Raw genomic sequence first — 19,242 nt, forward strand, 5'->3', positions numbered from 1 at the left:
ATAAGAGTGATGATCATGTCTGATTCCGAAAAAAAACCACCCCTGCGTTCTGCCCAATGGTTTGGTACTGCCGACAAAAACGGCTTTATGTACCGCAGCTGGATGAAGAATCAGGGCATCGCCGATCATCAATTCCATGGCAAGCCCATCATTGGTATCTGCAATACCTGGTCGGAGCTGACGCCGTGCAACGCACATTTCAGGCAGATCGCCGAGCACGTCAAACGTGGGGTGATCGAAGCCGGCGGCTTCCCGGTGGAGTTCCCGGTGTTTTCCAACGGCGAATCCAACCTGCGCCCTACCGCCATGTTCACCCGTAACCTGACGAGCATGGATGTCGAAGAAGCGATCCGTGGGAACCCTATCGATGGCGTAGTGCTGCTGACCGGCTGCGATAAAACCACCCCGGCACTGCTGATGGGCGCCGCCAGTTGCGACGTGCCTGCCATCGTCGTCACCGGCGGGCCGATGCTCAACGGCAAACACAAGGGCAAGGACATCGGCTCCGGCACCGTGGTCTGGCAACTCAGCGAACAGGTAAAGGCCGGGCAGATCAGCCTCGACGACTTCCTCGCGGCTGAAGGCGGCATGTCCCGTTCGGCAGGCACCTGCAACACCATGGGCACCGCTTCGACCATGGCCTGCATGGCCGAAGCCCTCGGCACTTCCCTGCCCCATAACGCCGCGATTCCCGCCGTCGATGCACGACGCTACGTGCTCGCGCATATGTCCGGCATGCGCGCAGTAGAAATGGTCCGTGAAGACCTGCGCCTGTCAAAAATCCTGACTAAAGAAGCCTTCGAAAACGCCATTCGGGTCAACGCCGCCATCGGTGGCTCGACCAATGCGGTCATCCACTTGAAGGCAATTGCCGGACGAATCGGCGTCGAACTGGACCTCGACGACTGGACCCGCATGGGTCGCGGTATACCGACCATCGTCGATCTGCAACCCTCGGGGCGCTTCCTGATGGAAGAGTTTTACTATGCCGGCGGTCTGCCTGCAGTGTTGCGCCGCCTTGGCGAGGCCAATCTGCTGCCCAACCCGGGTGCCCTGACTGTCAACGGCAAGAGCCTGTGGGAAAACACCAAAGCCTCACCCATCTATGGTGAAGACGAGGTAATCCGCACCCTCTCCAACCCGATTCGGGCCGACGGCGGCATCTGTGTGCTGCGCGGCAACCTTGCACCACTGGGGGCCGTACTCAAACCTTCAGCCGCCAGCGCCGAATTGATGCAGCACCGTGGCCGGGCCGTGGTGTTCGAGAACTTCGACCACTACAAGGCACGGATCGACGACCCTGAACTGGACATCGACGCCAGCTGCGTCATGGTGATGAAAAACTGCGGACCGAAGGGTTATCCAGGCATGGCCGAAGTAGGCAATATGGGTTTGCCCGCGAAACTGCTGGCTCAGGGCGTGACCGATATGGTGCGCATCTCCGACGCGCGCATGAGTGGCACCGCCTATGGCACGGTGGTCTTGCATGTGGCACCGGAAGCCGCTGCGGGCGGACCGTTGGCGGTGGTGCATGAAGGTGACTGGATCGAACTCGACTGCGCCAACGGCCGTTTGCACCTGGACATCTCCGATGCCGAACTGGCCGGGCGTCTGGCCGACTGGCAGGCGCCAGAGAAATTACTGCTGGGCGGTTATCGCCAGCTGTACATCGACCATGTCATGCAAGCCGATCAAGGTTGCGATTTCGACTTTCTGGTTGGCTGTCGTGGCGCCGAAGTACCGCGTCATTCGCACTGAGTTTGCGGGATAAATAACGGGGCGACGATACTATCGTCGCCCTGTCTGGCTCCCTGCGCGATGCTATTATGCGCGGCACTTATTGCTCAGGAACGACCCGCCCCTCATGGACTACCGTAAGCCCTCTGTCCGCAAAAGCATGCATGCCCGAATTGTTCAGGACATCGGCATGCAGATCGTATCCGGCCGCTTCAAGCCCGACGATAAACTGCCTGCCGAAACGACCCTGTGCGAAGAGTACGCAGTTAGCCGGCCGGTGCTACGTGAAGCCACGCGGGTGTTGGTCGCCAAAGGTCTGGTGTATTCCCGGCCACGGGTCGGTACGGTGGTCAAACCACGTCGCGAATGGCATTTGCTCGACCCGGACGTGCTGCATTGGGTCATGCAAAGCAGCCCGCAAAACGAATTCTTCAACCTGCTGACCAGCGTGCGCAGCATCATCGAGCCCGCTGCGGCCGCCCTCGCCGCGCAATACGCAACCGATCAGGACATTGCTTCGATTGGCGAGGCCTACCAACGCATGGAAGCCGCGCCGACGCCTGAAGCACTGTTGCAGCCAGACCTGGACTTCCACAGCCGGATCGCCGACGCCACCCATAACGACCTGCTCGCCCACCTGTGCAACATGCTGTCGCTGGCCCTGCGCGAAGCGTTGAAACACTCCAACCAACGACCAAACCTCCATGAGCTGGCGATGCCGCGCCACAAAGCGATCCTCACCGCCATCGAAAACCGCGACGCCCTTGGCGCACGCCATGCCACGCTGGTGCAACTGGATGACGCAAGAAGCGCCCTGAACGTGGTGTTGGGGCAGGATGTGGCGTTGTAACAGAAACCAATCCTAACTCGGCAATAAAAAACCGCAGCCCTTGAGCTGCGGTTTTTTTATTGCGGACGACTTCAGTGAGAGAACAACGAGTTCCCGACCTTGCCCGCCATGTTCTCCGGTTTGATCAGGAACCGCGCCAGTGCTGGCAGTAGCCACAGGGCACCGAACATGTTCCACAGGAGCATGAAGGTCAGCATCAGGCCCATGTCAGCCTGAAACTTGATGGCCGAGAAGATCCAGGTGCAAACCCCGATAGAGAGGCACAAGCCGGTAAACAGCACCGCTTTACCGGTGGACTTCAAGGTCTCGTAATACGCTTCCTGCAGGGGAAGACCGGCACGCAGGAAGCTTTCCAGACGGCTGTAAACGTAGATCCCGTAATCCACACCGATGCCCACACCCAGTGCGACCACCGGCAAGGTCGCAACTTTCACCCCAATGCCCATGAAGGCCATCAAGGCGTTGCCCAGTACGGACGTCAGCACCAGCGGCAGGACGATGCACAAGGTCGCCGCCCATGAACGGAAGGTGATCATGCACATGGTCGCCACGCAGAGGTAGACCAGGATCAGAATCGTCAACTCCGACGCCTTGATCACTTCGTTGGTGGCCGCCTCGATCCCCGCATTACCCGCGGCGAGAAGGAATTGCAGACCATCCTTGTCGTTGTCCCTGGCGAAGTCCTTGACTGCATGCACCGCGCGATCAAGGGTTTCGGCCTTGTGGTCGTTGAGGAACACCAACAGCGGTGCCAGCGAGCAATCGTTGTTGTACAGGCCGTCAGCGCGGGAGATGGAGTTGTTCAGCACGTCCTTGTTACGCGACAGGGATTCCCATTTCAGGTTGCCCTCGTTCATGCCCTTGATCATCTGCTTGGACACGGTCACCAGGGAAATCGCCGACTGCACGCCTGGGGTGTTCTCCATCTTCCAGGTCAGTTCGTTGATGGCAGACATCGTCGGATAGGCCGAGCAGCCTTCTGGCGGGGTCTTGACCATCACCACCAAGACATCCGAGCTGGTGGAGTAGTTTTTGATGATGAAACTGTTGTCTTTGTTGTAGCGCGAGTCCGGACGCAGTTCCGGCGCCCCCTGATCGAGGTCACCGATTTTCAGGTTCTGGCTGTACCAGAGCCCACCACCGAAGGCCAGCAACGCCAGGCCAATAGACACCGGCGCAACTTTTGCGCTGGCGAAATTCGACAGCAGGCGCCAGAACGGATGCTCACGCACCGCATCCTTTTTACTGCGTTCAACGGCTTTCTTGCTGATGCCGACATAGGAAATCGCCACCGGCAACAGGATCAGGTTGGTGAAAACGATGACCGCGACACCAATCGACGCGCCGATGGCCAGCTCGCGGATCACGCCGATGTCGATAATCAGCAAGGTGATGAAACCCACTGCGTCGGCAAGGATCGCGATCATCCCCGGCAAAAACAGTTGGCGGAACGTCCGTCGAGCAGCGGTCAAGGCGTTGTCGGCATCGCTGGACTGCATGGCGATGCCGTTGATTTTTTGTACGCCGTGGGAAATACCGATGGCGAAAATCAGGAACGGCACCAACATCGAATACGGGTCCAGGCCGAAGCCCACCACGTGCATCAACCCCAATTGCCAGACCACCGCAATCAGCGTGGTGCTGAGCACCGCGATGGTGCTGCGGATACAGCGCGTGAACCAGATGAGCAGCACCAGGGTGATCAGGAAAGCCACACCAAAAAACAGGACCACCATGATCAGGCCATCGATCAGGTCGCCGACTTTCTTGGCGAAACCGACGATGTGCACCTTCACATTAGGGTTCTGCGCCTGGAACTTGTCGCGAATTTTCTCTTCGAGCTGATGGGAAAACTGCCGGTAATCGAGGGCAAGCAGCTTGCCTTGATCATTCGGGTCCGGGTAGGACTCGAGCAACGGAATATCCACGATGCTCGATTTGAAATCGTTGGCCACCAGTCGACCGACCTGACCCGACTTGAGCACGTTGTTGCGCAGTTGATCAAGGCTGTCTTCGGACCCGTTGTAGCTTTGCGGGATGACTTCACCACCAGCAAACCCTTCTTCGGTCACTTCGGTCCAGCGCACGCTAGGACTCCACAGCGACTTCAACCCGGATCGATCAACGCCGGAGATGTAGAACACCTCGTCATTGATCAGTCGCAGGGTCTCCATGTACTCCTTCGTGAAGATGTCGCCGTCCACCGCTTCCACGGAAACCCGTACGGTATTGCCGAGGTTGGCCAGATCGTTGCGGTGTTCAAGCATCTTCTGGATGAAGGGATGCTCGAGCGGAATCATTTTTTCGAAACTGGTCGAGGGCCGAACCAACGTCGCCTGATAGAACAGAAAGGTACTGACCAGCAGGCAGATAAAGACCACTACCGGGCGATTGTTGAAAATCAACCGTTCAAGGAACGTCGCCTTGTCTTGATGATGAAGTGCTTGATGATTGGTCATGCGAAAACTTCCTCGCCTTAATAGGTCTTATTGTTGGACCAGCTCAGCGCCGGTTGGCGAGGTAACGCGAACGCCACCCTGTCCTACCAGAATCAGATCGCCCTTATCGTCGGCGGTCACGCCTGCCAGGGAGATGCGGTCAGGACGATTGGACACCTTGAACGAAACGCCGTCGTCAGTGCTGCGCATCACACTGCCGCCATTGCCCACCACTACCAGCGAGCCGTCAGACAGCAGGGCCGCATTCGACAGGCCGAACTCCAGCGGGCCACGTGCGCCCTTGAGTTCGATGGTGGTCCAGGTAGTGCCGAAGTCAGTGGACCGAAACAGGTTACCGCGCAGGCCGTAGGCCAACAGCGTGTCGGATCTGGCAGTGCCGATCACACCGAACAGGGAACCCTGATAAGGGCTTTGTACGCGCTCCCAGGTTTGTCCCTCGTCGGCAGAACGGAACATGCTGCCCATTTCCCCAACAATGAACAGACCCGAATCCTTGACCTGGGCGATGCCGTTGTAGTGGTACTGGTCCTGGTTGTCGATTCGGTCGCTGACATCGGCCCAATGCGCGCCGCCATCAGTGGTCGTCAGCAAGGCGCCATAGGCTCCCACGGCAAAACCTGTCTGGGCGTCCTTGAACCAGACATCCAGCAAGGGTGCTTCGCGGTTGAGGTCTTCGAATTGCTTGGTCCAAGTCGCGCCTGCATCGGCACTGGCAAGAATCTGTGCATCGTGCCCGACTGCCCAACCATGCGTGTCGTCGACAAAATAGACCGCCGTCAGCAACTGCCGGCTCGGCACTTTGGCCTGAGTCCAGGTCTTGCCCTGATCATCGGAATACAGAATGTGGCCCCGGTCGCCCACAACGATCAGCCGCGCACCGGCATGGGTCACGTCGAGCAATAACCCGTGAGAGGATTTGGGCGATTCGATGGAAAAAGTAGAGTCTTCAGCCGTGCTTTGCGCAGCCTGCAAGGGCGCGGCAAAACCAGATACCGACAGCGCGCCGAGCAGCGAGATGGTCACTGAGAGTGCCGCCGCCAGGGACTTGCCTTTACGTAACGCCGATGGACGACCTATAGCCGCATCCACATCGGACTGGGTGCGCCGATTTACAGGCTCACTCATAGACCTCTCCCCCGTTATTGTTATTAGGTCGACCTCAAGGTGTTCCAGAGGGCCGCAACCGCTCTAGAAAAACCCTTTGGAAGCAGACCTATCCTATCCAGCTTTAGAAACGTATGACAATCGACATGACGTTATCTTTTGTTAAGCCGGGCATGCGTGATTGATGGCTTATTCGTTTGCTTGATGACCAGGGTGCGAGCGGACATACCCTATCAAGAAGGGCACGCCTGATTGCAAGACTGCCCGTCCCGGCAGATCGCGCACCTGTGTGGTGACACGCGAGACTGCGATGAAGGGGCCAGGGCAGTCTCACTGCCCCCTACCGGGTACCGCGCCGGCGCAAGGCAGCTGGTTTGAACTCGCTTTCATCAGGGCTGATCTGGCTGAAGTCGATGGTATTAGGCTCCTCATTGTCCAGGTTCTGCACGTGATAGCGACGGGCCTGAAGATCGTGAAATACGTCCAGTGCAGACCAGGTGGTGGGCAGTTCGTAGTAGTTTTTCAGGTAGGCCATCGATACCCGCCACAATTCGCCGCGGCTGTCGTACTGATCGACCACCGCCGCTTGCCAGCTGTCCTCATCCAGATACAGGGTCCGTCTGGAATAGATATGCCGTGCGTTCGGTTTGAGCGTGCCCTCCACCACCCACACCCGATGCAACTCGTGACGCGTATAGGCAGGGTTCAAATGGCCCGCCTGCAACAATTGCTTGTAACTGACCTCCGGGCTGGACACCTTGTAGTTGTTGTAGGGGATGTAAATTTCCTTTTTGCCCACCAGCTTCCAGTCGTAACGGTCCGGCGAACCGTTGAACATGTCGGTGTCATCAGCCGTGCGTAAACCGTCGGCAGCGGGGATTGGCGTGTCATAAGCCAGATTCGGTGCGCGCCGCACCCTGCGCTGGCCTGCGTTATACGCCCAGGCCTGACGTGGCTCCTTAACCTGATCAAGGGTTTCATGCACCAGCACCGCAGAACCGGCAAGACGCGCCGGGCTTTTGGTGAACGACAGGTAATAGAACATCACGTTGCCCAAGCCGGCGTAAGAGCCATCGGGTTCATAAAACTTGAACTTGGCCTCCTGCTGCGACGTGATCGGACTGAAACTGCCATTACGCTGTACAGCCACTTCCGACGCACGACGCACCACATAGGTACCGCGGTAGCGGGCAATGTGGTTCCACAGCGCTTCAACCCCGCTTTGCGGCATCGGGAACGGAATACCTCCGTATGCATCGACAAAGCCGTTGCCGCCACCGATCAATTTGGCGCTGCCGGCGTTCTTGCGGGTGTTGTCATAGACCCATTGCGGTGCCGCTCCGGTGCGGCGAGTGGTGTAAACCGGCATCTGGTAGCTGTTCGGGTACGTTTCGAACATCGCGATCTGACCCGGCGTCAGACTTACTTTGTATTGGTCTAGATTGGCCTTGGTGATGGTGAACAACGGCGTGTCTGTGCCAAAGGGATCGACATGCGGTTTGCCGGGGCCTTTGTAACCCGCAGGCGCTTGGGTGAGACCACCACTCCAGGCCGGAATGGTGCCCGCCGCGTTGCCAGCCTTTTCAGCGCCCAGTGGGGTCAGGCTTTTATCCCACGCAGCAGCGTCCGCGGCCTGGACAGTGTTGGCCGTCAGCGTCAGGACAAAGGCGACTGCCATTGACCGATGCGTCTTGAGCATCTGTTTCATGAGCATCTGCACTCTCCTTGATTTCAAAACGAATATTTGACGTTCAACCCGATGTTGTCCCGGTCGCGAATGGCACTGTTCTGCCCTGCCCCGTAAAACTCGGTGTATTGCAGCTCGGCTTCCAGACGGTTCTGGTAGTTGGCCCTGACGCCGAGGGTGTAAGCCTTGCGTCCCTCAATGAAGTTGCCGGTCTGGTGAGAGTTGCCCTCGAAGTCATCCTTGTAGATAACGAAGGGCGACAGGTTGACCCCCGCATACGCATCGTTCCAGGTGCCCTGGAACATCAGCGTGTAGCCAAAAGCATTTTTGTTGACCTGGTCGTCCCGGCCATGGCCATTGATGTACGGAACGTTGCCACGGCTGGAGTAATAACGAGTGCTGCCATCCCAAGCGGTATATTTCAAGCTGCTACCGCGCAAGTGTTCGGAAGACAGCTCGGCGACGCCGGTCAGCGAATCAAAACTCATCCGTGGGCCGAAGTTGTAGATCGTGCCCAATGAGGTGTTGAACATTTCGACGCGTTCGGCGTTATGGATCCTGTCCCCCAGCCCGACGTCATTACCGCCGATATTGACCAGAGCACCCGAGGCCATTTGTGGGGCCTGCATCAGTAAATCGCCGAGCAAATCGCTGGTGGTGGCGATACCAATCGGCATGTTCGGCCGATAAGCCAGTTCCCCGAACAACGAGGCGTCACCCAGAGTCGTATTGAAGCTGACACCAAACATGCGGATGTCTTCAGCGTATTCGCGACGCCCCTGGACCTGATTGGCGACGTCCATGGTGGCCATCCCCCCCCACCGCCGAGGTCAGGGTGCTGCGATAGGCTTGGGCCAATGGCGAATTGGGGGCGGCAGCCAGTGCCGCCTGCAATTGCGCCACGCTGATACCGGCCTGAGCGGCCACCGCCTGTTGAATCGCAGGCGTGGTCGCGGCGGTCAGCTCGGCCAGATTCAACCCACTGTAGCTGCCCAGGTCAGCGTAAATGGTCGGTTCTTTGGCGTGATAGTTGACGAAGTAAAAGCCGAATTCGGTGGCGTTGAGCTGTTCGGCCAGATAGCGGAAAGCCACGCCGTATTGCCCGTCGTTTCTCGCGTTGATATCAGGCCCGATCGAGGCCACCTTGAAATTGCCGACGGCGTCAGCACCACCTCCGCCTTGCAGGCCCCCGGCACCCGCCGCACTGAGGCCCTGATACAAACCGTTGAGTTCGGTCAGCTGCGGCATCACCGCATAGGCCGTATTGCCACCATCGGCAAACAGATCGGTTTCCGAAAAATAGGTGCCCACCGGATCAACCTGGGTTTCCTTCCAGCTGAATTGGTAGAAGGTTTCCATCGACAGGTTGTCGCTCAACCCCACGTTGAAATTCAGCGCCTCGATGGGCACCAGTACCTCCTTGAGTTCAGAGCCAGGCAACCGGAATTGCGCAGCATTGATCGGGTTGGTGGTGTTGACTCCACCTCGATAGAAAAGCCCCTCGCCCCAGTTGAATACTTGTCGGCCCAGACGCGCCGTCAGCGGCAAATCACCGACCTCCCAATTACCGTAGACATAGGCATCGAGAATTTGTGCATCGCGCCCGGCACTGTGACGAGTGGCATAAGTGAAGCTGTCGTTATGCGGAAAGTTCTGACTGGGTTGCGACGGATTATTGTTACCCGAGTAATCGGTGCGCTTATCCATAATCTGTGTGTCATAGAACGCCGAGCCACGTACGAAAGCTCCATAGTTCTTGTAGGAAACTTCCAAGTCACTCGTAACTTTATAAACCTCCGAGACCAATCCGGTATCAAAGTTACGATTACCGTCATTGATATTGACATCATCATTAGTCTTGTCCCGGCCTTGCACTCGCCAAAGCTGCCCATAAGACAATGTGGTATCGAACGAGCCTTTGATTTCATCATCGGCGAAACTGAACTCGACAGCCTCGACCTCCACGCCGCCCAGCAAGGGCAAAAGCCCGGCCAAGGTAAAGCCCGCAATCCTTGGTGCGAAACGCAACCGCGCCCTGACAGGTCCCTTCTCCATAATGACTTACTCCCTGAAGTTACTTATTTACATGCATTAATTATTTTTATAAGAAACATCCCTTTAGCTTGTAGGAAATTTCACAAGTTAAACGCACGCAAGCCGTTCTCAAGTTAAAAACCCGCAATCCGGATGCCAAATGTAATAACAAAGGAGAGGATAAGTGTTACAGAACAAAAAACCAATCATTAAGGCAATAACATACGCCGTTCAACGCACGGAGAATATCCCAAGCAGTATTTCAGGAGCGAATACAATCCGACACACACCGAAAAGTTAGTAACTGCATGTGAGTTATCCGTCCAAGACAGGCCGTCGATACTTTCTTTACGCAAAAAAAATGTTACCCCATTGTTTGCGGGTAACACTTTTCAGAGGGGACTTTCCATTGTGCCTGTTGCTGGCGAAGGCGATGAATCAAGCCAGACTTTTGCTCACCACCTCATACACGTCGCTCGACAGATCGCCCGAAGCACGAATGCGCTCCAGTTCGGCCTTCATCAGGGCCTGACGGGCGCTGTCGTATTTGCGCCAGCGTGTCAGCGGTGCCAATTGGCGCGAGGCGATCTGTGGATTGAAGGCGTTCAGCTCAATCACCAGGTCCGCCAGGAAGCGATAGCCCGAGCCATCCGCCGCATGGAAGTTGATCAGGTTCTGACCGGCGAATGCGCCGACCAACGCACGAACCTTGTTCGGATTTTTCATCGTGAAGGCCGGGTGCGCCATCAACGCTTTAACCCGTTGCAGGCCACCGGGCAAGGTGCTTGCAGCCTGGACGCTGAACCATTGGTCCATGACCAGCGGATTGTCCTTGAAGTTGTCGGCAAACGTGGCCAGGGCCTTGGCTTTCTCTTCGGCGAATGGCGAGTTCACCAACACCGCGAGCGCAGTCAAGCGCTCGGTCATGTTGTCGCACGTATCGAACTGCTCAAGGCAGGCCGCAAGCACCTGCGGTTTGCCACTGAGCATCAGGTACGACAGGGCGATGTTTTGCAGGCCACGACGGGCAAAATGCTCGGCCTCGGCGACATAAGCGGTCTTTTTCGACAGCTCGCGGTTGGCCTGGTAACGCTGCCATAAGCCCTCGAACAGGCTGTCGGCCAATTGCTTGCGGGCAAACTCGCGGGCGGCATGGATCGCGTCCACGTCGGCGACTTCGCTGATTTCTGTCAGATAGGCCTCGCCCGGCAACGACAGCATCTCGGCAACCATGGCCTGATCAAGCTGATCGTCAGCCAGCACGCTATTCAACGCAGTGACCAGACGCTGATCGAGCACCAGGGCCTCACCCTTCTGGTGTTGGCCGATCAATTCCTGCAGCACCTGTACCGACAGTTGCTGGCCTGCTTCCCAGCGATTGAAGCCGTCGCTGTCATGCTGCATCAGGAACATCAGTTGGTCACGGTTGTACGGGAAGCTCAGTTTCACCGGTGCCGAGAAACCACGCAGCAACGACGGCAGCGGCTTTTCAGCGATGTCGACGAAGGTGAAGGTCTGCTCGGCTTCGTTCACCGAAATCACCCGCGAGGTGCCCGACGCCATTGCTTCGCCATACAGACGCAAGGCTATTTCGCCGCCCTGCGCATCCAGCAAGCCGAGCGCCACCGGGATCACGAAGGGTTGTTTTTCCTGTTTGTCCGGGGTCGCCGGGTAGCTTTGACGGAAAGTCAGGCTGTAGGTTTTCGCCGCGCTGTCATACGCCTCGCTCACCGCCAGACGTGGGGTGCCCGCCTGGCTGTACCAGCGTTTGAACTGGGTCAGCTCGACGCTATTGGCGTCTTCCATGGCTTTGATGAAGTCATCACAGGTCACGGCTTGACCGTCATGGCGTTCAAAGTACAGGTCGCTGCCTTTACGGAAGCCCTCGGTACCGAGCAAGGTGCGCAACATGCGCACCACTTCCGAGCCCTTCTCGTACACGGTCAGGGTATAGAAGTTGGAAATCTCGATGAAGCTGGCCGGGCGCACGGCGTGGGCCATCGGGCCGGCATCTTCGGCGAACTGGTGGGTACGCAGGTAAGCGACGTCTTCGATGCGCTTGACCGTGCGCGAGTTCATGTCGGCCGAGAACTCAGCGTCACGGAAGACCGTGAAGCCTTCCTTCAACGACAGCTGGAACCAGTCGCGGCAAGTCACGCGGTTGCCCGACCAGTTGTGGAAATATTCGTGGGCGACCACCGCTTCGACCCGCTGGTGCGCGGCATCGGTGGCGGTTTCGGCGCGGGCCAGCACACAGCTGGAGTTGAAGATGTTGAGGCCCTTGTTCTCCATGGCGCCCATGTTGAAGTCGTTGACCGCCACGATCATGAAGATGTCCAGGTCGTATTCGCGACCGTAGGTCTCTTCGTCCCAGCGCATGGACTTCTTCAGGCTGTTCATGGCGTGCTCGCACTTGTCGACGTTTTCAGGCTCGACATAAATGCGCAGTGTCACGTCGCGCTGGTTCATGGTGGTGAACACGTCTTCGATGCACCACAGATCGCCGGCCACCAGCGCGAACAGGTACGCCGGCTTCATGAACGGATCTTCCCAGGTCGCCCAATGCCGACCGTCCTCTCCCGGGCCACTGGCAATCGGGTTGCCGTTGGACAGCAGTACCGGATAGCTGTGCTGCTCGGCGCTGACGGTGGTGGTGAACTTGCTCATCACGTCAGGTCGGTCGAGGTAATAGGTGATCTTGCGGAAGCCTTCGGCCTCGCACTGGGTGCAGAACATCCCGCTGGACTTGTACAAGCCTTCCAGCGCGGTATTGGTTTCCGGGTGAATCCGTACCGAGGTGTCGAGGGTGAATTGCGCAGCCTTGGGTTGCACGGTCAGCTGGTCGGGAGTCTGTTGGTAGTCGCCGACACCCAGTTCAGTGTCGTCGAGCTTGAGCGACAGCAGTTCGAGCAACTGCCCATCCAGCACCAGCTGCGGCAGACCGGCACCGCGCGCCGGGTTACGACGCATCACCAGTTGCGCATGGACCAGAGTGTGGTCCTCGAACAGTTCGAAGGTCAGGTGCGTCTCGTCAATGAGGTACTCAGGCGCCTGATAGTCTTTCAGATAGATCATTTTCGGTTGTTCTGTGCGCATGCTGGAGTCCTTACTGATGCACGGCGAGCTGATAAGCCGTGTACTTACGAATATTGATCACGCCGGTATCGAAGATCAGGTACTGCCCCTTGATCCCCATCAGCGTGCCTTCAGCGATCGGGTTCTTGTCCAGATTGAAGCTGACGATCTTGGTCGGATAAGCCTCGACCGGGTAACGAATTTCAATTGGCTCGACGTCATGCAAGAGTTGGACGGCCTGCAGGCCGAATCGTTCTTGCAAGCCGAGCAAGCCTTCGCCACAGGTGTCGAACAGTTGCTGGCGAACGGCTTTAAGGTCCACCGGCGGTGCATCGCCCTTGAGCAAGGCACGCCAGTTGGTACGGTCGGCCACCTGACTGCGCAACAGGTCTTCGACAAAACCGGACTGCTGCCGCGTCGCGACGCGCACAATCGGCACCGCCTGACTGGCCCCCTGATCAAGCCAGCGGGTGGGCAATTGCGTGGCGCGGGTGATGCCTACCTTGACCCCGGAAGAGTTGGCCAGATAAACCACATGATCGGTCATGCAGAACTGCTCGCCCCACGCCGGATCACGGCAGGTGCCCTGTTCGTAGTGGCATTTTTCCGGGCTCATGATGCAAATATCGCATTGCGCCAGTTTGGTCATGCACGGGTAGCAATACCCTTGGCTGAAGCTGGTCTTGGTCTTGCGCCCGCAATGGGTGCAATTGATCGCGCCCAGGTATTCCAGGCGCACCGTCTTGCCGATCATGGGATTGACCGGTATGTCCGTGTCGCCCAGACGAAAACCGTACTGCACCCACGGCGCGTCGAGACGCGCCGACATTTTGCTGATTGCACCGCGGCCAATCTCGATCAATGGATAGCATCCGACTTGAACAGGATGTTAGGCACTGTTATCGATTTTGAACTGCATTCCTGCGGTCCCATATAGCCGGTGCGTTGTTCCTCGGGCAAGTTCTGGACTTCCCAGGCGATCAACGCTTGCAAGGACAACTCACGCTGTTCCTGGGACAGCTTGCGACCGTCGGACCACTTGCCGATTTCCACTGCCAATTTCAGGCTTTGGTAAATGTCCGGGGTAATGTTTTCGATCATTTCAACAAAAGAGGACATATCACTCTCCACAGTAAGGACACAATTTTAACCAGCCCGGCGAGCTAAAGCTCCGCCTACAAGACCCGTAACACAACCGATGATCAGGCCGCCGACATGAGCGCCGTTGGCGATGGCGCCGAAGCCCAGCATGCTGATCAGACCCGACAGGCACAGCAGCAGCCAGACCAGCATCATGATCAGTACGCCGCGAGGCAGACGATAAACAGGGTTCGGCGCCAGCCACTGGAAGATCCAGCAATGGCCGAGCAGGCCGTAGAGTACTCCCGAAAGCCCGCCAAACAGGGTCGGCCCACTGACCAGATATTGGGTGTAGTTGGACACCAGGCTGAACAGCAACGTCAGCCCGAGCAAGTGCCAACTGCCCTCGCGCGACTCGATCCGCCGCCCCAGTTCCCAGTACCACATGCCGTTCATCGACAGATGGAGAATACCGAAATGCACCAGCATCGGTGTGACCAGCCGCCACCACTGCCCCGCTGCCAGACTGTCGGCCAGTGGCATGAAGGTGATGTAGTCACCCCGCACGCGGAAGTCGAGAAAAGTCAGCCAGCTCAGGGTGTCAAACCGGTCACCGAGCAGGGTGACGGCGCCAACCACCAGGCACAGCAGCAATACCAGTGTCGTAACCGGGCTGTTGCGCAATTGTTGGACAAAGCCCGGCCGGGCGTAGGTCGCCCCCAGCTCGACAGCGGGCAATTCATAGGCGGGATCGCCTTCGGGGAAGCGTTGATACAGCACTCGGATGTCATCTGCCAACTGCGCATTTGGCACCCACAAGACCTGCTCGCCCGCCTCCTCGCTGACCCGATGGGGCACGCGCAGGCGTCGCAACAAACCGACGAAGCCGCTCAAGTCAGTGGTCAACGGCAAGCGTAGTACTGCGACAGGACTCATTGCACAGCCTCTGGACGTTCAACATCGACCCAGACGAATTTGCGTGGGTCGATGCAGGTTTCCTGGTCCAGCCGATAGGCGACCAGCTTGCCGTAAAGCACGGCGCTGTAATCCAGACAGGCCAGGTTCGGCCGGATTGGGGCGGGGTTGCCACTGCGCCAATAATGGCCAACGAACAGCAAGGGTTCGTCGATGCCGTAGCGTAACAAGGCATTTTTTTCGAGTGGCGACAACGGTGTCTTCGCGACCAGATCAGGCAAGGCGTCCGGCTGAAACACGACGTCGCCGTACGTTTGCGGGTCGTCTTCCCAAAACTTGGTGCGGAAAAACGCACGGGTCAGGCCATCGCCGCCGGTCAGGGTCAGGCCATGCGGCAGGCGCATGTCTGTCCCCCGCAGCAGACGGTCGAAGACGTTGCTGGCGAAACTGCCGGGCTCGGCGGACGCCTGAACAAAGTGCTCATCTATACAACCGTCGCTGTACTGCGCCCGTAGCGGCTCGATCAAACCCGCGTCCCAACAGGCGTGAACCATGCGAAACCGCCCGGCATCGATAAACAGCGGCATCGTGTAGAACCACGCGAGGAAGTCATGCCAGTCCTGAGGATGCTGGTCGAACTGGCTCAGGGTTTCCTCAAGCAGCCGCGCGTGACGCGGCGTATGTTCGCGCACGAATTGCTTGTGGCTGCCCGGCAAAGCCGGCGTGCTCCAGCCCAACGCATTGAATTCATGGTTGCCCATGATGCAGTGGGCCTGGCCCGCTTCGACCATGTCATGAACGATGTGCAGCGCTTCGCGGATTCGCGGGCCACGGTCGATGATGTCGCCAAGAAACAGCGCGATACGTTCAGGGTGACGCCAGACGCCCGCCTGAAAACGGTAACCGAGGGTGTCGAGCAAGTGCTCAAGGGTATGGGCACAACCATGCACGTCACCGATCAGATCATAGCTACGCGCGGGATCGAGCATCAATCGCCTCCACCACCGAGCCGGCTGCCCCAGCCAAGCTTGGTGCGGCAGACTTCGTAATAATTGTGATCAAGCGGATGAATCAACCGCAGCTTTTGCGGCTTCTTGCTGATGTTGATCGTATCACCGGGCGCGCAGGTGAAATGGTTCTGCCCGTCACACGAGACTTGCGGGTAGATCTGCATGTCTTTGGACACGACGATCTTCAATTCGCTGTTGCCATCGACCACGATCGGCCGGCCTGACAGGGTGTGCGGGTACATTGGCACGATGACGATCGCGTCGAGTTTGGGGTGCATGATCGGCCCGCCCGCCGACAGCGCGTAGGCAGTCGAACCGGTCGGCGTGGCGACGATCAGGCCGTCGGCCTTCTGGCTGCAGACGAACTGGCCGTCGATATACAGCTCGAACTCGATCATCCGCGTCGATTTACCGGGGTGCAGTACCACATCGTTGAGCGCATCACCCTGACCAATGGCGTCGCCATGGCGCCGTACTTCGGCCTGAAGCAGGAAGCGGTTCTCCACCAGATAGTGGCCGTCGAGCACTTCGGCGACTTTCACTTCCAGCTCATCGGGACGGATATCGGTGAGGAACCCCAGGCTGCCCCGGTTGATCCCCAGCACCGGCACGTTATGACGCGCCAAGGCCCGGGCAGCACCCAAAAGGCTGCCATCACCGCCGACGACGATGACCATGTCGCAGACTTCGCCCAGCATTTTACGCGTCGACGTCTGCAGACCATGCCCCGGCAAGACTTCGGCGATGGTGTCTTCGAGGATCACGTGCATGTGCCGCTCGAGCAGAAACGCCTTCAGTCGGCGAACGGTATCAAGCACCTGCGAACTGCCGAGGCGACCAATGATGCCGATATTGCGAAATTGCTCCATGGGGCTCCTGCGGGATTCGATACGACTCAAAGAAAGCGATTATGGGTGAAAGGCCTGCCCAGCGGCAAACCGGTGCGGATTATTTGCCTGCCCGGACATCCTCGCGAATGACCCAACCCCTTCAACACAGGCTATTCTCGCTGAATGACTTTATTCCCGAGCCTACTCGACCTGCCCCGCCAGTTGCGCCACCCCGAAGTGCGCGACCTGGCGTGGGTCATCCTCGCACCGCCGATGCTTGCCGAAACGCCCTGGCCCCAGCGTCACCCCCTGACGGGCAGTGATTGGGTGCAAGCGCCGCACACCCTGGCCGACTGGTTACTGCGTCTGGATCAGGACAGCAGCGCCCTGAATCACTGGCTGGCACTGGGCGCGACCCGACGCCTGGGCCTGTATTACGAGCGGCTGTGGCAATTTGCCGTGCAGCAGGCACCCGGCGTTGAAATGATCGCCGCCAATTTACCTATTCGCCTGGCCGGTCACACGCTGGGGGAGCTGGACATGCTTCTGCGTGACCGGGACGGCGTGCACCACGTGGAGTTGGCGATCAAACTCTATCTGGGGCCGCAACGGGGCGATGGCAAGGACCCCGCGCAATGGTTGGGGCCCGGTTGTCATGACCGACTGGACCGCAAGCTCGCGCACCTGAGCCAGCATCAACTGCCAATCTCGGCACGACCCGAGGCCCGTGAAGCCCTTGATGCGCTGGACATTCGCCAGTTCAGCGCTGAACTGTGGCTGGGGGGGTACCTGCTTTATCCATGGCCCGGGAAAGCACAATCACCGGCGGGCGCGCACCGTCAGCACCTGAATGGACGCTGGCTGCATCAGCATGACTGGGCAGATTTCATCGCGCAAAGCCCCGCAGGTCGTTGGCAACCCCTGCCGCGCCATGCCTGGCTGGCTCCCGCCCATTACAGTGAAGCGCAGACCTGGCAGGCCGATCAGTTACAGGAGTGGCTGCTGCAACTGGACCCGCTGGCGCCAGCACAGCTCTTGGTGCGCTTGACCGAAAACGGTGGCGGCGATTGGGAAGAGGCCGAGCGCCTGTTCCTGGTCTCGGATCAGTGGCCCTATCTAGGGAATACCACCAACGCCGTCGCCTCAGTCGCCGTACCAATGCCGCCGGCTTGAGCGTTCGGCCGGAATCTATGCAGTGATAGGTGATCAGACTTTTTTGGTATTGGGCAACAGAACCGTAAAAATCCCCAGCAGTGGCAGGAACGAGCAGAGCGAGTACACGTAGATGATTCCGTGGATATCGGCCAGGTAGCCGAGCAACGCTGCGCCAATCCCACCGAAACCGAACATCAAGCCAAAGAACACCCCGGCAATCATCCCCACGTTGCCCGGCACCAGCTCTTGAGCAAACACCACAATGGCGGAAAACGCCGAGGCCAGAATGAAGCCGATGATCACGCTCAGCACGCTGGTCCAGAACAGGTCCGCATAGGGCAGCATCAAGGTGAACGGCGCCACCCCAAGGATCGAGAACCAGATCACCGTTTTACGCCCGACTTTGTCGCCTATAGGGCCGCCAAAGAACGTACCGGCGGCCACCGCACCGAGAAACAGGAACAGGTGCAGTTGCGAACTGGCCACCGACAGGTCGAATTTCTGGATCAGGTAAAACGTGAAATAGCTGGTGAAACTGGCCATGTAGAAGTATTTGGAAAACACCAGAAAGCCGAGGACCATCAACGCGCCGGTCACCCGCTTTTTCGACAGGCCATGGGTCGCTTGCTGCCCTGCCTTGAGTTTGAACAGGTTCAGGTGCGCGCGGTACCAACGACTGATCGCGTACAGCAAACCGATGGCAAACACCGCGAACAGCCCGAACCAGGCGACATTGCCTTGGCCAAACGGAATGATGATGGCTGCAGCCAGCAGTGGGCCAAATGCCGACCCTGCGTTGCCACCGACCTGAAAGGTAGACTGAGCCAGGCCAAAGCGGCCACCCGAGGCCAGTCGGGCGATACGCGACGCTTCCGGGTGAAATGTCGAAGAACCAACGCCGATCAATGCCGACGCCAGCAGAATGAGCGGAAAGCTGCCGACCATCGACAGCATGACAATCCCTACCAGCGTACAAATAGCACCGGCCGGCAATAGCAGCGGGTTCGGATGACGATCCGTGTAATAACCCACCCAAGGCTGCAACAGCGACGCCGTGATCTGAAAGGTCAGGGTAATCAATCCGACCTGAGTGAAGGTCAACCCGTAGTTGGCCTTGAGCATTGGATAGATCGACGGCAGTACCGCCTGAATCAGGTCATTGATCAAATGCGCCAGAGCCACGGCACCAATGATGCGCATGACCAGAGGACTGCTTTGGCTCGCTGCCAAGGGCGGGACCGGGCTGGACTGAATATTGCTGATAGCCATGAAGATCATCCGTAACAATGGGTATGCGCTTTACAAC

Annotated in this window: 13 protein-coding genes and 1 pseudogene; 3 read left to right on the forward strand and 11 right to left on the reverse strand. The window is 58.3% G+C overall.

The window, feature by feature from the left end; translation table 11 throughout:
• Window positions 1-15 precede the first annotated feature (15 nt).
• Entirely contained in the window at window positions 16-1,758 is a 1,743-nt protein-coding gene (locus tag ACVBEG_RS18545) for an IlvD/Edd family dehydratase (protein ID WP_447108178.1), read from the forward strand.
• A gap of 106 nt (window positions 1,759-1,864) precedes the next feature.
• Complete coding sequence (locus ACVBEG_RS18550) at window positions 1,865-2,587, forward strand: FadR/GntR family transcriptional regulator (protein ID WP_322180738.1); 723 nt, start codon at window positions 1,865-1,867, stop codon at window positions 2,585-2,587.
• Window positions 2,588-2,658: 71 nt separating this feature from the next.
• Here ACVBEG_RS18550 and ACVBEG_RS18555 read toward each other — a convergent pair whose 3' ends face one another.
• The 10 genes and pseudogenes from ACVBEG_RS18555 to ACVBEG_RS18600 form a co-directional block, all read right to left on the reverse strand.
• Complete coding sequence (locus ACVBEG_RS18555) at window positions 2,659-5,046, reverse strand: efflux RND transporter permease subunit (RefSeq protein ID WP_447108179.1); 2,388 nt, start codon at window positions 5,044-5,046, stop codon at window positions 2,659-2,661.
• A 27-nt stretch (window positions 5,047-5,073) separates the two neighbouring features.
• A complete protein-coding gene (locus ACVBEG_RS18560) occupies window positions 5,074-6,171 on the reverse strand; it encodes a WD40/YVTN/BNR-like repeat-containing protein (RefSeq protein WP_322180742.1) in 1,098 nt (365 codons plus the stop codon).
• A 319-nt stretch (window positions 6,172-6,490) separates the two neighbouring features.
• Complete coding sequence (locus ACVBEG_RS18565; protein ID WP_330201553.1) at window positions 6,491-7,849, reverse strand: DUF1329 domain-containing protein; 1,359 nt, start codon at window positions 7,847-7,849, stop codon at window positions 6,491-6,493.
• A 32-nt stretch (window positions 7,850-7,881) separates the two neighbouring features.
• Window positions 7,882-9,892 (reverse strand): annotated as a pseudogene (locus tag ACVBEG_RS18570) (DUF1302 domain-containing protein).
• A 417-nt stretch (window positions 9,893-10,309) separates the two neighbouring features.
• Window positions 10,310-12,967 carry an aminopeptidase N gene (pepN, locus tag ACVBEG_RS18575; RefSeq protein WP_323565894.1) on the reverse strand — a complete coding sequence of 886 codons (2,658 nt, stop codon included), beginning with the start codon at window positions 12,965-12,967 and terminating at the stop codon, window positions 10,310-10,312.
• Window positions 12,968-12,977: 10 nt separating this feature from the next.
• Complete coding sequence (locus ACVBEG_RS18580) at window positions 12,978-13,808, reverse strand: DUF2797 domain-containing protein (RefSeq protein WP_322180749.1); 831 nt, start codon at window positions 13,806-13,808, stop codon at window positions 12,978-12,980.
• Window positions 13,805-14,065 (reverse strand): YeaC family protein, encoded by a 261-nt coding sequence (locus ACVBEG_RS18585; protein ID WP_219061586.1) that lies wholly within the window; start codon window positions 14,063-14,065, stop codon window positions 13,805-13,807. The genes ACVBEG_RS18580 and ACVBEG_RS18585 overlap by 4 nt, the downstream gene beginning before the upstream one ends.
• 27 nt (window positions 14,066-14,092) lie before the next feature.
• Window positions 14,093-14,962, reverse strand: coding sequence for a rhomboid family intramembrane serine protease (locus ACVBEG_RS18590; protein WP_322180752.1), 870 nt, complete (start codon window positions 14,960-14,962; stop codon window positions 14,093-14,095).
• Window positions 14,959-15,930 carry a metallophosphoesterase gene (locus ACVBEG_RS18595; protein ID WP_219061588.1) on the reverse strand — a complete coding sequence of 324 codons (972 nt, stop codon included), beginning with the start codon at window positions 15,928-15,930 and terminating at the stop codon, window positions 14,959-14,961. The genes ACVBEG_RS18590 and ACVBEG_RS18595 overlap by 4 nt, the downstream gene beginning before the upstream one ends.
• Window positions 15,930-16,820, reverse strand: coding sequence for an NAD(+) kinase (locus ACVBEG_RS18600; RefSeq protein ID WP_219061589.1), 891 nt, complete (start codon window positions 16,818-16,820; stop codon window positions 15,930-15,932). The genes ACVBEG_RS18595 and ACVBEG_RS18600 overlap by 1 nt, the downstream gene beginning before the upstream one ends.
• Before the next feature lie 144 nt (window positions 16,821-16,964).
• Here ACVBEG_RS18600 and ACVBEG_RS18605 point away from each other — a divergent pair, with 144 nt between their 5' ends.
• Entirely contained in the window at window positions 16,965-17,954 is a 990-nt protein-coding gene (locus ACVBEG_RS18605) for a DUF1853 family protein (protein WP_322180754.1), read from the forward strand.
• Between the two features lie 33 nt (window positions 17,955-17,987).
• Here ACVBEG_RS18605 and ACVBEG_RS18610 read toward each other — a convergent pair whose 3' ends face one another.
• Window positions 17,988-19,205, reverse strand: a complete 1,218-nt coding sequence (locus tag ACVBEG_RS18610) for an MFS transporter (protein ID WP_322180756.1) — start codon at window positions 19,203-19,205, stop codon at window positions 17,988-17,990.
• Window positions 19,206-19,242 lie beyond the last annotated feature (37 nt).

The organism is Pseudomonas sp. GG8, assembly GCF_052976945.1.